This is a genomic window from Planococcus sp. TJ-307 (genome assembly GCF_058268435.1).
In genome coordinates this window covers 996,119-1,009,832 of sequence record NZ_JBZDOJ010000002.1, presented here as the reverse complement: position 1 = coordinate 1,009,832, position 13,714 = coordinate 996,119, and the positions used below count along the sequence as shown (strand labels likewise).

The 13,714-nt window shown below is 43.2% G+C and carries 14 protein-coding genes; 9 read left to right on the top strand and 5 right to left on the bottom strand.

Annotation, left to right across the window (positions count from 1 at the left end; all coding sequences use genetic code 11):
- Positions 1 to 2 precede the first annotated feature (2 nt).
- From AC4EHK_RS11375 to AC4EHK_RS11355, 5 genes are all read left to right on the top strand, one after another.
- A complete protein-coding gene (locus AC4EHK_RS11375; RefSeq protein ID WP_490978895.1) occupies positions 3 to 1,298 on the top strand; it encodes an arsenic transporter in 1,296 nt (431 codons plus the stop codon).
- 34 nt (positions 1,299 to 1,332) lie between these two features.
- Complete coding sequence (arsC, locus tag AC4EHK_RS11370; RefSeq protein ID WP_490978894.1) at positions 1,333 to 1,752, top strand: arsenate reductase (thioredoxin); 420 nt, start codon at positions 1,333 to 1,335, stop codon at positions 1,750 to 1,752.
- 117 nt (positions 1,753 to 1,869) lie between these two features.
- Positions 1,870 to 2,298 carry a protein-tyrosine phosphatase family protein gene (locus tag AC4EHK_RS11365; RefSeq protein ID WP_490978893.1) on the top strand — a complete coding sequence of 143 codons (429 nt, stop codon included), beginning with the start codon at positions 1,870 to 1,872 and terminating at the stop codon, positions 2,296 to 2,298.
- A 260-nt stretch (positions 2,299 to 2,558) separates the two neighbouring features.
- Entirely contained in the window at positions 2,559 to 3,224 is a 666-nt protein-coding gene (locus AC4EHK_RS11360) for a haloacid dehalogenase type II (protein WP_490978892.1), read from the top strand.
- A 290-nt stretch (positions 3,225 to 3,514) separates the two neighbouring features.
- Positions 3,515 to 4,273: a TerC family protein gene (locus tag AC4EHK_RS11355; protein ID WP_490978891.1), complete on the top strand. Its 759-nt coding sequence runs from the start codon at positions 3,515 to 3,517 to the stop codon at positions 4,271 to 4,273.
- 73 nt (positions 4,274 to 4,346) lie between these two features.
- Here the strand turns inward: AC4EHK_RS11355 and AC4EHK_RS11350 are convergent, their stop codons facing one another.
- A complete protein-coding gene (locus AC4EHK_RS11350) occupies positions 4,347 to 6,236 on the bottom strand; it encodes an LTA synthase family protein (protein WP_490978890.1) in 1,890 nt (629 codons plus the stop codon).
- 31 nt (positions 6,237 to 6,267) lie between these two features.
- A complete protein-coding gene (locus tag AC4EHK_RS11345; RefSeq protein ID WP_490978889.1) occupies positions 6,268 to 6,810 on the bottom strand; it encodes a recombinase family protein in 543 nt (180 codons plus the stop codon).
- Positions 6,811 to 6,987: 177 nt separating this feature from the next.
- Between AC4EHK_RS11345 and AC4EHK_RS11340 the strand changes: the two genes are divergently transcribed.
- The 3 genes from AC4EHK_RS11340 to AC4EHK_RS11330 are packed head-to-tail and all read left to right on the top strand — an operon-like array spanning position 6,988 to position 10,241.
- A complete protein-coding gene (locus AC4EHK_RS11340; protein WP_490978888.1) occupies positions 6,988 to 8,448 on the top strand; it encodes a SulP family inorganic anion transporter in 1,461 nt (486 codons plus the stop codon).
- Between the two features lie 23 nt (positions 8,449 to 8,471).
- On the top strand, positions 8,472 to 8,891 hold the full coding sequence (locus AC4EHK_RS11335; RefSeq protein ID WP_490978887.1) for a universal stress protein: 420 nt from the start codon (positions 8,472 to 8,474) through the stop codon (positions 8,889 to 8,891).
- Between the two features lie 57 nt (positions 8,892 to 8,948).
- A complete protein-coding gene (locus tag AC4EHK_RS11330) occupies positions 8,949 to 10,241 on the top strand; it encodes an MFS transporter (protein ID WP_490978886.1) in 1,293 nt (430 codons plus the stop codon).
- Between the two features lie 91 nt (positions 10,242 to 10,332).
- Here the strand turns inward: AC4EHK_RS11330 and AC4EHK_RS11325 are convergent, their stop codons facing one another.
- Positions 10,333 to 10,479 (bottom strand): hypothetical protein, encoded by a 147-nt coding sequence (locus tag AC4EHK_RS11325; protein ID WP_490978885.1) that lies wholly within the window; start codon positions 10,477 to 10,479, stop codon positions 10,333 to 10,335.
- A gap of 420 nt (positions 10,480 to 10,899) precedes the next feature.
- On the opposite strand from AC4EHK_RS11325, the gene AC4EHK_RS11320 reads away from it, so the two are divergent.
- A complete protein-coding gene (locus tag AC4EHK_RS11320) occupies positions 10,900 to 11,892 on the top strand; it encodes a Gfo/Idh/MocA family protein (protein ID WP_490978884.1) in 993 nt (330 codons plus the stop codon).
- 170 nt (positions 11,893 to 12,062) lie between these two features.
- Here AC4EHK_RS11320 and mnmM read toward each other — a convergent pair whose 3' ends face one another.
- Positions 12,063 to 12,614 carry a tRNA 5-(aminomethyl)-2-thiouridylate-methyltransferase MnmM gene (gene mnmM, locus AC4EHK_RS11315; RefSeq protein ID WP_490978883.1) on the bottom strand — a complete coding sequence of 184 codons (552 nt, stop codon included), beginning with the start codon at positions 12,612 to 12,614 and terminating at the stop codon, positions 12,063 to 12,065.
- Entirely contained in the window at positions 12,611 to 13,564 is a 954-nt protein-coding gene (mnmL, locus tag AC4EHK_RS11310) for a tRNA modification radical SAM protein MnmL/YtqA (protein WP_490978882.1), read from the bottom strand. The genes mnmM and mnmL overlap by 4 nt, the downstream gene beginning before the upstream one ends.
- Positions 13,565 to 13,714: the final 150 nt, after the last annotated feature.

Sequence of the window (13,714 nt, the reverse complement as noted above, 5' to 3'; positions counted from 1 at the left end):
ATATGTTACAAGTTGTTTTAGCATCGGTGATTTTCCTCCTCACGCTTGTACTGGTCATTTGGCAGCCACGCAATCTATCGATTGGGTGGTCAGCCATTGGCGGTGCAATACTTGCCTTATTGGTTGGGGTAGTCGATTTTCAAGATGTAGGGGATGTAGTAGGAATTGTATGGAACGCAACACTTGCTTTTATTGCCATCATCATCATTTCATTAATTTTGGATGAAATCGGATTTTTCGAGTGGGCAGCTTTACATATGGCGAGAATCGCCAAAGGAAACGGATTGCGCATGTTTGTCTTTGTCAGCATTCTGGGTGCGTTTGTAGCCGCCTTGTTTGCGAATGACGGAGCCGCGTTGATTTTAACACCGATTGTCCTGGCAATGGTCCGAAACTTGAACTTCTCAGAAAAAATGATTTTTCCATTTATTATCGCCAGCGGGTTTATTGCAGATACCACGTCGCTGCCGTTGGTTGTCAGTAACTTAGTCAACATCGTGTCAGCCGACTTTTTCGGCATTGGATTTGTCGAGTATGCTTCACGCATGGTTGTTCCAAATCTTTTTGCTTTAGTATCCAGCATCTTGGTACTGTATTTGTTCTTCCGCAAAGATATTCCGAAAAACTACGATGCAACAAACTTGAAAAAACCAGTAGACGCCATCAAAGATCACAAAATGTTCCGCCTGTCATGGGTAGTTCTCGCCTTATTGCTGATCGGTTATTTCTCAAGTGAATTTATCGGTGTACCGGTTTCAATCGTGGCGGGCGTCATTGCCATTTTCTTCTTGCTGATGGCACAGAAGAGCGCAGCTGTGCGCACACGCATCATTTTGCGCGGTGCACCGTGGGCCATTGTCTTTTTCTCACTCGGCATGTACGTCGTGGTTTACGGACTTCGAAATGTCGGGTTGACCAGCATTTTAGCAGACGTTATTCAAACCGCTGCAGATCAAGGATTGTTTGTAGCGACGATGTCAATGGGCTTTATCGCAGCTATTCTGTCATCAATCATGAATAACATGCCAACTGTCATGATCAATGCGTTGGCTATTTCTGAGACCCAAACAACGGGAACTATTCGCGAAGCCTTGATTTATGCGAACATCATTGGATCAGATTTAGGGCCTAAGATTACGCCAATTGGTTCACTCGCTACGTTGCTTTGGCTTCATGTGTTATCGCAAAAAGGGGTGAAAATCTCATGGGGGACGTATTTCAAGGTCGGCATCATTTTAACGATTCCAACGCTGATTGCAACCCTTGCCGGACTTTACTTATGGCTGCTGATTATCTAATCTATTATTCGACTTGGAAAAGGAGCTTACTTTTATGACGAAAAAAACCTTGTATTTTCTGTGCACAGGCAACTCCTGCCGCAGCCAAATGGCAGAAGGCTGGGGAAAACAAATTCTTGGGGATGATTGGCAAGTCTTGAGTGCCGGCATTGAAGCACATGGACTGAACCCAAACGCCGTAAAAGCCATGAACGAAGTAGATATCGATATTTCTGACCAAACTTCCGATATCATTGACTTGGAAATTTTGAACAATGCCGATTTTGTCGTAACGCTGTGCGGCGACGCTTCCGACAAATGCCCGATGACACCGCCTCACGTGAAACGCGATCATTGGGGGTTCACCGACCCAGCGAAAGCAGAAGGCACCGATGATGAAAAATGGACGGTCTTCCAAACCGTCCGTGATGAAATTGGAGAGCGGATTCGTCAATTTGCGGAAACCGGCAAATAAACAAACGAAAGAGATTTGTAAAAAAAGCTTAGGTACTGTGTCTCGGCTAGTTTTTCATCAAGATATTCTAAAGCAGAGAAAGTAGATAGGTAACTTAGTTTGGCAGGAGGAATTCATATGACGAAAGAATATCAAGAATTGATTCAAGGCCGTATTTATATTGGTGGAGCGGCCGACGCTGCGAATGCTGCAAGAGATGAAAAAATTGATGTGGTCGTGGATTTACGCGCAGAAGCGACAGAAGGCGACTACGATTACCTAAGAGTTCATAGCCCAATTGTGGACGATTCCGATGAACAGCAGGATGAATCCGTTAAAAATGCGATTGATCAAGTAGTAGATGCTTTTAACGATGGCAAGAAAATCTACTTCCATTGTGCTGGAGGAAGCAATCGGACGGGCACTGTTGCCATTGGCACGCTGCTTGCACTTGGCCAAGCCGATACGATTGAGGAAGCAGAGGCCCAAGCGACTGCAGTTCGTTCGAAAATTAGCGTCAAACCGCAGTTGAAAGAGTCACTCGAACGAATTTTTCATAAAGACTAATCTTTTAAGTGACAATCAATGGGAATTGTAAATTTGTTGATACTCCTTGAATAGTTAATTTAATAGATAGACATAAAAAGCTCAGTTATGAGCTTTTTTTATTTTGACTTTGATTAAGTAAAGCACACGGTATTCTTTCCAAATGAGTATAATGTATCGGCTGCTATTGCCAAGTTTAGCAGGACTGACTAGCACTATAGATTTGGGGTATAAGATGGAAAAGGCTTTTCTATAAAGCAAAGCGCTAAAGGAGGGTATTAATGGAACCATCTATAAAAGCATTCGTATTTGATGTATATGGAACATTGTTCGATGTAACAGCAATCAAAAAAGAGTGCGAGGATCTTTATCCGGGATACGGCGAGAAGATCAGCCAAACGTGGAGAACCAAACAAGTTGAATATTTTATGCTGCGCCAGCTGATGGAGAACTATGCCACACTGTACACCATTACAAAGCAGGCATTAAAGTACACTCTGAAAGAAAATAGACTCCAAAGCAGTGAACAGAACGAGCAGCAGTTGCTAGAAGCCTATTTACATTTGCCGCTTTATGAGGAAGTGGAGAAAGTTCTCACTCAACTTAAAGAACAAAACCTGGTCGTTTTTTCCAACGGTTCGCACGACATGCTTGATCCTTTGGTTAAAAATGCTGGATTGAGCGAATTATTTTCACATATAATTAGCGTCGATGAAATCAAACAGTTCAAGCCCGCACCTGCAGCGTATGAGTATGCGTGGGAAAAACTTGGCGTCAAAAAAAATGAAATTCTGTTCATGTCTTCTAACGGCTGGGACATTTCAGGGGCTAAAAACTTTGGGTTTCAAACAGCTTGGATCAATCGCAAAAACTCGCCGGCAGAAGAACTCGAATTGGCTCCAGACCATGTCTTTTCAGATTTAAATGGCTTATTGGACTGGAAATAAAGGAACGTTTGATGGAAGGTTAGAGCTATTCTATTAAAGAATGAAATAATTAACAATTTCGACAAAAAATATGTATGCAAAAAAGCAAGCTTGTGCTATTCTGTTTATACAACGAAATATACTTTTGACTTCACGTCAAAGGGGAGTAGCTTTAGGGAAACCTATTTCACAATCGTCATTACATGGTTCATAGCCATCGGTTGTGATAGCAGAAATTTGCTTAGCGAGACCTTTGCCTTTAATTAGGCAAGGGTCTTTTTTGTTGGCAAAAATTAGGGGGATGATGAAAAATGGAAGCAATTTTATTGGAGTACTTGTGGGTGTTGTTAGTACTGGTGGCATTAGAAGGGTTACTCGCTGCAGACAATGCAGTAGTAATGGCGGTCATGGTGAAGCACTTGCCAAAAGAGCAGCAGAAGAAAGCTTTGTTTTATGGATTGGTTGGAGCGTTTGTTTTCCGTTTTGCCGCTTTGTTCATGATTACCCTGCTGGTTGACGTTTGGCAGATTCAGGCTTTAGGAGCCGCTTATTTATTATTCATCGCGTTCAAGCACATTTACGATCAGCGAAAAGGGAAAGAACATACATTAGAACCAGAAGAAACAAAAGGCGCAGGGTTTTGGATGACGGTATTGAAAGTCGAGTTGGCGGATATCGCTTTTGCTGTCGATTCTATGCTGGCTGCAGTTGCTCTGGCGATGACATTACCGCACCTTGGAAACATGGAAATTGGCGGAATCAATGGCGGGCAATTCGGTGTTATGCTTGCTGGTGGTTTAGTCGGTATTATCATTATGCGTTTTGCAGCTCATAGATTCGTCAAGCTGTTGGCAGATTATCCACAATTGGAAACAACTGCGTTTATTATTGTCGGATGGGTAGGCGTTAAACTGACTGTCCTGACCTTGTCACACGAAAAGCTCGGAATTTTGCCGTATGACTTTGCTCATTCAACCGAATGGAAACTGATTTTCTGGGCAGTGTTGTTAGGAATTGTGTTGGTTGGCGCTTTAGTCAGTATCAAGAAGAAAAGAGAGCTGGAAGCTTAACGGTTTGTGTAACTAATGCATTTCATAAAAAAGGAAGATCGAATGCCCGAGAGCATTCGATCTTCCTTTTTTCTTATTGATCTGTGTTGATTAATTGGCCCGTTTCTTCATCGTAAAATCGGAGCAAGTCACCATTAATCACTGTTTCTGAATAATTCAGTTCTGTTAAAGCCTGTTCAATAAACGGAGCGCATAGTTCGCGGTCAATAGGCTGGCCAGAACCATTTTCGTAACAAGTATTTCCAGCATAAACATAGTCTTCCGTCACAAAGCGACCATCGCGGAAAATCGCGAACTCTTCATGTTCTTCGGAAAATAAGTCACTGCCAAACTGCATATCAGTATTCGATTCGATGCCCATCAAATTGAGGATAGTCGGTCGCATATCTACTTGACCGCCAATCTCTTCATTTACATGGCCTTTTCCTGAACCAGGGATATGAACGAAAAATGGAACACGTTGAAGTTGTGCCGATTCATAAGGCGTTACTTCTTTTCCAAGATACTGCGCCATGGCTTCGTTATGGTTTTCTGAAATGCCATAATGATCTCCATACATAACAATGATCGAATTTTCGTAAAGTCCTTGTTCTTTCAAATCGTCAAACAATTCTTTTACAGCTTCGTCCAAGTAACGGCTTGTCTGGAAAAAGCGGTTAAGTGTACCAGAGTTTGAATCAAACTCATCAATCAGCTTGTCTTCTTCATCCAAAGTGAAGGGATGGTGATTGGTTAGGGTGATTAAGCGGCTGTAAAATGGCTGCGGCATTTCTGCCATATAGGCAACCGATTGTTCAAAGAATGGGATATCTTTCATTCCCCAATTGACTGCCTGGCCTTCTTCAACTGTAAAGCTTTGAATATCTAGGAATTCATCAATTCCTAATGATTCATACATCATATCGCGATTCCAAAAACTTTTATTGTTGGCGTGTTGGACGTTGGTCGCATATCCTTGGTTGCCAAGTTTTTCAGCCATTGAATTATAAGTGTTGCCCCCATGTGTGAAGAAAACAGCTCCACCGCTTAGCGGATAGAGGGAGTTTTCAAGCAAAAATTCAGAATCGGAAGTCTTGCCGAGCCCTGTTTGATGGTAGAAGTTCGGGAAATAAACCGTATCTTCATCTTCTGTCAGTTCGTTAAGAAATGGGGTGATGGTCTGTCCGTTCATTTGCTCATTGATTGTAAAGCTCTGCATCGATTCCAGTGTGACGACAATCAAATTTTTGCCTTCTGCAATTCCGAACATTTCTTCTGATGGCTCAACTTGATTTGCCCGAACATAGTTGTGAACTTCTGTCAGTTCGGATCCATCTGCAAATGCCCGCTGAGCTTGGGATTTGGATTGAACGTAGATATCATACAAATGATAGTTGTACATGCCTAAGTTCTTTACAAGCATTTCGCGGTCGAAACTGCGTGTCAGTAGTTGGGGGCGTTCCGCCTCAGCCAACCCAAGATTTAGAAACAACACTGCGCCAGAAAGTACAAAATATGCTCTCCGGTGGCTGCTCCGTGAATCTTTGTTTTCTTCCTTAACATTAAGGAATTTGACAGCTATCAACAATAGGATGAAATCACTGAAATAGAGGATATCCATTGGATAGATGCTTGCGGCAGCACTTGAACCGAGATCTCCAAAATTATCGGTTTGAAATAGCACTGGCAATGTAATAAAGTCGCTGAAAAATCGGTAAAAAGCCACGTTGCCGTAAAGAATAATGGAGGTTACCAGGGTCATCAACAGCAAGTAACGATTTTTGTTCTTTTGCTGCTTGAAAAACAATGATAATCCATATAAGAAGAGAAGCAGACTTAGCGGACTGAGAAAAAGAATCGCTTCCTGCATAACGTTATCAATCGTAATGGAAAAGCCTGTTTGATAGGCAATATACGTTTTTAGCCAAGTGGCGATAATAGCGATTGCCAGTATTGTGTGTTTGGGCCATTTTTTATTTAACATGTAAAATCTCCTTTTGGAGGAATGCCAAGCATTAATATTCCAAATAGCGGTATAAAGTGGATTTGCTGATGCCGGTCTTTTCCTTAATTTCAGCTAAACTATAGCGTTTGCTGTCGTACATTTCAATTGCTTTTTTTACATTTTCATCCGGTTTTCTTGGACGGCCTGAGACTGCACCTTTTTCTTTCGCAACAGACAGGCCAGCTTTGGTTTTTTCGCTGATGGCATCACGTTGAAAATCAGCGAGACAGTGAAGAATTTTAGAAAACGGATATTCCTTGCCTAAATCTGTTTCAATATTTTCATGGATGGAAAGGAACGTTATGCCTTTCGATTCGAGTTTATCCAATAGTTCAACTAGATGTCGGGTAGAGTCTGCAAATGTATACAGTTTAGAAACAACAATTTGATCGCCAGACACTGCCGTTTCCAATAGCTTATGAAGCTGCTCTCGATTTTTAGGTGAAGCATGTTCTTCGGAAAAAAAATCAGTACAACCTGCATTTTTCAATAAATTTAATTGGTTTTGACAATCTGTATCTTCAACACTCGGTCTTGCATATCCTAGTAACACTATAAAAATCCCCTTACGTAATCAATTGTAACTATCATAACACATAACGAATAAAAAAAGTTCCAAAAAGGTTCTATTTTGGGGAAGATGGTGATACACTAATGCCATTGTAAAAAAGACACGGCTTTTATGAGAGTTAAAAGCCATAAAAATATAGAGTGTGAGGAGCAAGGTACTGTGTGGAAAAAAATTAAATCTCAATGGTTCGGGAATATTAGAGGAGATGTCCTTGCAGGGATTGTCGTTGCTTTGGCATTAATTCCTGAAGCCATCGCATTTTCCATCATCGCGGGTGTAAACCCAATGGTTGGATTGTATGCATCGTTCAGCATCGCTGTAATCATCGCATTTGTGGGTGGGCGCCCGGGAATGATCTCTGCTGCAACTGGAGCTATGGCTCTATTAATGGTTCCGCTTGTACGGGATCATGGCTTGGAATATTTACTAGCAGCCACCATTTTAACAGGGATTATCCAAATTATTTTTGGCGTTTTTAAAGTCGCTAAAGTAATGAAATTTATCCCCCGAGCTGTCATGATTGGTTTTGTCAATGCACTGGCCATCTTGATTTTTATGGCTCAAGTGCCGCATTTTGTAGGAATCAATAATTTAACGTATGTTTTTGTCGCCATTACACTGGCGATTGTCTACATCGTTCCCCGATTTTTCAAAGCAATTCCAGCTCCACTGATTGCGCTAGTTGTTTTAACGGCAGCTGCTATTTACGCTGGATTCGACTTGCGGACAGTAGGGGATTTAGGGACAATCAGCCAGACATTGCCGACATTCCTGTTGCCGGATGTGCCTGCAAACTTGGAAACATTAATGATTATTTTGCCTTATTCATTGGCTTTGGCAGTAGTTGGATTGCTGGAATCGTTACTGACAGCTAATATTGTTGATGATATGACCGGTACGCCGAGTGATAAAAACAAAGAGTCTAGAGGACAAGGAATTGCCAATTTTGTTACTGGATTTTTCGGTGGCATGGCAGGTTGTGCCATGATTGGCCAGTCTATAATTAACGTTAAATCAGGTGGACGGGGAAGGTTATCTGCATTGGTTGCTGGAGCCTTTCTGATGTTCCTTATCATCGTACTAGGAAATGTCGTCATACAAATTCCGATGCCAGTTTTGGTAGGAATCATGATTATGGTCTCCATCGGTACCTTTGATTGGTCGTCATTCACGTACTTGAAAAAAGCGCCAAAAGCTGATTCGATTGTTATGCTCGTTACAGTCGCAATTGTTGTTTACACCCATGACCTTTCTATTGGTGTATTAGCAGGAGTTCTATTGAGTGCTGTATTCTTTGTTGCGAAAATATCAAAAATTAAAGTTAAGAAAAAATTACTTGAAGCAACCCATTACGAAGTAGTTGGACAGTTGTTCTTTGCATCTGTGGAAGATTTTCTCGAGAAATTCGACTATGAAGTGGAAGGACAAAAGATTGTCATTGATTTTACTGAGGCACATATATGGGATGATTCTGGCGTAGGTGCCGTTGACCGGGTTGTCTTGAAGTTCAGAGAAAATCGCAACATTGTAGAAATTATCGGCTTGGATACGGGAAGCCAAAAGCTGATTGATCAGCTGGCAATCTTCAAGAGCGATAATGCCAAATTGCCGACCCATTAAACAGGAAAAAGGAGTGTTGGAACATGTACAATCAAATATTGCTAGCAGTAGACGGCTCAGATCATTCGGAACGTGCGGCAAATGAGGCGGTAAAGTTAGCTTCAGGCTCATCACAATCCCAGGTAACAATCGTTTTTGTGGCAGACTATGACAATGCAAAAAATGAAATACTGCACAGCGGCAGTTCAATTGACCTTGATCTGAAACGCAGAAAAAAACTTCAGCCAGTTGAAGAAGCATTGGCGGCAAGTGATGTGAAGTACAAGGTAGAAATTCTTCACGGCACACCAGGTCCAGCAATTGTCGAATACGCCAACAAAGAAAAATTCGATATACTGGTCATTGGCAGCCGCGGGTTAAACGGCTTGCAGGAAATGGTTTTGGGCAGTGTCAGCCACAAAGTAGTAAAACGTGCAAATTGCCCAGTATTAATTGTAAAATAATAGCAGTGTGAAAAAAGAGCTCTAAATGAGCTCTTTTTTCTTTGGAGGAGGGCAGCAATGAATAAGGCAACTGAAAAACAAAAAATGATCAATAAAGAAGGCGTCATTCACACACCATTTTATTATGGTTGGGTGATTGTCGTACTTGCAGGTTTGTCTCACTTTTTCTCAGGACCAGGGCAAACTTATTCCAATGCAATATTTATCGATTACTATATCGAAGAATTTGGTTGGAGCCGCTCGGCGGTTTCCGGCATCTATTCTTCAGCAACGCTGTTTGCTGGATTTTTGCTGTTTATGGTGGGCAGGATGATTGATCGGATTGGTGCTCGCAAAATGGCAATCATTGTGTCAATCCTATTGGCTGCAGCCAGTATGTTTAACAGCATGGTAGTCAATTCAGTGATGTTGTTCATTGGTTTTTTTGCGATCCGGTTGTTTGGGCAAGGATCGATGTCGCTTGTTCCAAATGCGCTGGTGCCGCAATGGTTTATTGAAAAGCGCGGCCGTGCACTTAGCCTGGCTGCACTTGGCGGCATGATCGGATCTGCTGCTTTTCCACTGATCAATGTCTGGCTTATTGAAGCCTATGGCTGGAGAACCACTTGGCAAATTCTTGGTGCGTCTATTTTGATCATTTTTACACCATTGGCATTTCTATTTATCCGAAACCGTCCAGAAGATATCGGGTTGCGGCCAGATAATGGACCCGCTTTAAGCAAGCAGGAGCATCAAAAGCAATTGTCTTCAGATATCAGCTGGACAGTCAAAGAAGCGAAGAAAACCCGTTCTTTCTGGCTGCTGTTATTTTGTGTCGCGATACCGGCTTTGGTCAATACCGGCATGACCTTCCATTTAGTGTCGATTTTTTCCATTCAGTCTTTGGCTCCAGAAACAGCAGCGACAGTTTTAAGCCTGATGGCCATCATCGGGTTCCCCGTAACATTTCTGGCAGGTTATTTGCTTGATAAAATTCAGGTGCAATGGATGCTGGCAGCGGTATTTGTTGGGGAAATTGCATCCATTTTCCTGTTGATGACAGCAGACATTTGGTCAGGAGCGATTCTTTTTGCGGTCGTATGGGGCTTTATGCTGGGGATTGAACGCGTAACACTCAGCGTTATCTGGCCCAATTATTTTGGACGCCAATACCTTGGCAGCATTACAGGGATTTCCATGGCCGTGATGGTAGTGGGATCTGCACTGGGGCCGCTGCCATTTGGCTTGTTTTTCGACATTTTTGGCGGTTACGAAGAAGTACTGTGGGCAATTATGATTTTCCCGTTTCTCGGTATATTTGCCGCACTGCTGGCGAAGCCACCGAAAAAAGTGCATGCAGAGGAAGTGTAACCGATTATTGGCAGTAGAACTTAACTAAGTAAAAGAAGAAACTCAGTCTAGAGTTTCTTCTTTTCAGCTTGTTGAAAAAGGCATCACCCATTCATTTCGCTTCAGTCGGACGCGTTCCACGGGCACGGCTTCTGCCGCTTCCCTCGCTCTGCTCAGTCCAGTGGCTCCAGCTCGCGTCGCTCTGTCGCTTTGCTCCATCACTGTTCCCGTTGGAGTCGCCGCCTTCAGCTGCATTCAAAAATGTTGGCCTTCACTAAGTGGGTTGGAGAAGCGTCCGTTCGTAAACCCTTCTGCTCCCACAGCGTTTCACGCTGCGTCGCAAAGACATGGGCAGCAGGAGTCGCGACGTCCTGTCGCACCTGCTGCATGACCCACATCCTGTGGGCCCGAAAGCGAACGGTAAGCTTCGGAAACCCACGACTTGTTAGTAGTTTCTCGACAGCTTGAAAAGAAGAAACTCAGTCTAGAGTTTCTTTTTTTTATATAAACATTTCGTGATAAAAGCGTATAAAAAATGGTATTTGAAGGCTTCGAGGCAAGTGGCAAAGAAGCTTTGACAGCAATAGACTTTCGCTTATTGTTTTATTTATTCAGCAAGTAATAAAAGGGATTTTTTTAACAGTCTGGTTTATCATATGAAGTAAAAAGGAGAGATCCTATGAAAAAAACCAAAATCTGTTTTATCGGAGCCGGTTTGCACTCAACAACGAATATTTACCCAGCGGCACTTGAAGCGGGAGCTGAAATCCAAGCGATTGCGACGCGCAGTTTTGAACATTCTCGAAATGCGCTTCAGCGAATGGGGAGCGAAGGCCATGCCTATGATAATTACCGGCATATGCTGGATGTCGAGGAATGTGAAGGCATTGTCGTCGTTGCCCAGCCTGAAGACCATGCTTCACTCGTCCTCGACTGCGTTAAAGCTGGAAAAAATGTCTTTGTGGAAAAACCGCTTGGCATGTCCAAGGCAGAAGCGGAGGAAATTGCAAAAGCAGCTGAGAGGGCTGAGGTACAAGTGATGGTTGGCTTTATGAAGCGGTACGCACCTATTTATCAAAAACTTAAAGAAGTGATTGATAGCGAAAAGCTGGGTACAGCGCGTTCTTTCCAGGCACGTTTTGCTGTTGACAGCACGCTTTTTTGTGAAAATGACGAGCAGTTTCTGAAATTTGCAGCTCTTCATATGGTGGATCTGGTGCGGTTCTTATTCGGTGAGGCAGTGGAAGTGAAAGGGGTTAAAAACAGCAGTGAAGGGTTTATTTCTCACAGCCTATCGTTAAAGTTTGAAACTGGAGTGGTCGGAAGCTTGTACTTTAGCGGCATGACCGCCTGGACGCGCGAAAGTGAGAATATCACCGTAACATTTGATGAGGGATTCGCTTTTGCAGATGAAATCAACGCATTGACCATCCACAAATCTCAGCATCACGAAGAACAGCCCTGGCAATCGATCGAGGAAGCGGACATCCATTACAAGCCATCCGCAACACCAATGTCTGGAGCTTACCGAGATTTGTATCTGCGTGGCTTTGTTGGGGAAATGTCTCATTTCTTTGAATGTTGCACTACGGGGAAGAAACCTTTATCCGATGCACGAGACAACGTCCAAACCATGGCGCTATGCGAACGGATTCTAGACAGCCTTTCGTAGAATGTAGCCATAAGAACTACCTGCTTATTTTACCTATAGTTGTTTGACTGTAGAAAAGCGTACTGAGATATTAACAAGATTTTCAAATAGATTCACATATGAATGACCAATAAACAGTTTGTCATCGCAATACAAAAAACGGAAAGAAACGACTGTTTCTTTCCGTTTTATTATTTTTTCTCGATCGCCAATAGGAAAGGCGGGGAATGCTGTTGATTGATAAATTCATATTTTAAGACATCAAAGGATTTTTGGGGAAGTGCTGAAACAAATTCTAAGACGGCATCCCGTTCTTCGCTGCCACCGTCATGGCCGCTATATACGACAACAAGCAACAGACCTTTAACTTGTAGAAGCTCCAAACATTGATCAAGTGCTGCCAATGTGCTCTGTGCTTTGGTGATAATGCTGTGGTCGCCTTTTGGCAAATATCCCAAATTGAAGACTGCCGCTGAAATGGGCTGGGTCACGTATTCTTTTATTTTAACATGGCTGTCGTGGACGAGTTCGACGTGCTGAAGTGGCTGGACCCGTTCAGCTGTTGCTCGGATCGCTTCTGCCTGAATATCAAAGGCAAAAACTTTGCCGGAAGCTCCAGTCAAGTCCGCAAGAAAAAGCGTGTCATGGCCATTTCCTGCCGTCCCATCAACTACCCAGTCTCCTGGGGAAACGGCTTGTTCGAGTAACAATTTTGTATAAGGCAAAACGCGCTGCAAGGTCATCGAGCCACGCTCCCGGCCGTCAATTTCCCTTGCCAGCTTCCGCGGCGTTCCAGTTCAGCATCAATGCCATTTAGGACGTCCCATTTATTGGCGCTCCACATCGGCCCAATCATCAAGTCAATGGGACCGTCGCCAGTGATGCGCTGAACAACCATTTCGGGTGGCAGCACTTCCAGCTGGTCTGCTACCAAATTGATGTATTCCTGCTTTTCCAGAAATTCGACCATGCCTTTTTCATATTGCTTGACCATCGGTGTGCCTTTCAACAAATGAAGCAGGTGAATCTTGATGCCCTGCACATCGAGTTTGGCCACTTCACGTGCAGTTTCCATCATCATGTCCCGGTCTTCCAGCGGCAAGCCGTTGATAATATGGGTACAGACCCGAATGCCGCGCTTGCGCAATTTCGTGACGCCTTCAACATAGCTTTCAAAATCATGGGCACGGTTGACCAGCAAAGCCGTGCGCTCATGAACAGTCTGAAGCCCCAATTCTACCCACAGGTACGTCCGTTCGTTCAGTTCCGCGAGGTAATCAACCACATCGTCCGGTAGGCAGTCGGGGCGAGTGGCAATGCTCAAGCCAATGACATTGTCCTGCTCCAGTGCCGCTTCAAACTTTTCTTTAATGACCGGCAAGGGTGCATGTGTATTCGTATAAGCCTGGAAGTAAGCCATGTATTTCGCATCTTTCCATTTGCGATGCATTTTTTCTTTGATCTTGTCGAATTGTTCTGGAATTGAATCGACACGGTCCCCTGCAAAATCACCGGAACCTGCAACGCTGCAGAAGGTGCAGCCGCCATGAGCAACCGTACCATCGCGATTCGGGCAATCAAAGCCTGCATCCAGAGCGATTTTCATAACTTTAAAACCGAAATGATCGCGCAAGTGGCGATTCCATGTGTAGTAGCGTTTTCCATCAGATGAGAAAGGAAATTCTGTATTCACTTTAAAACAACTCCTCTATTAATAGTGTAGCACGCAGACAAAACTGCCCACAATCTTAGGCTATACAGACTCTATTTTTTAAGAATATTGCGTTTACATCGATAGTTTGTTTAAATTGAAATGGAAGCGTTTTATTAATCAATTTTCAGT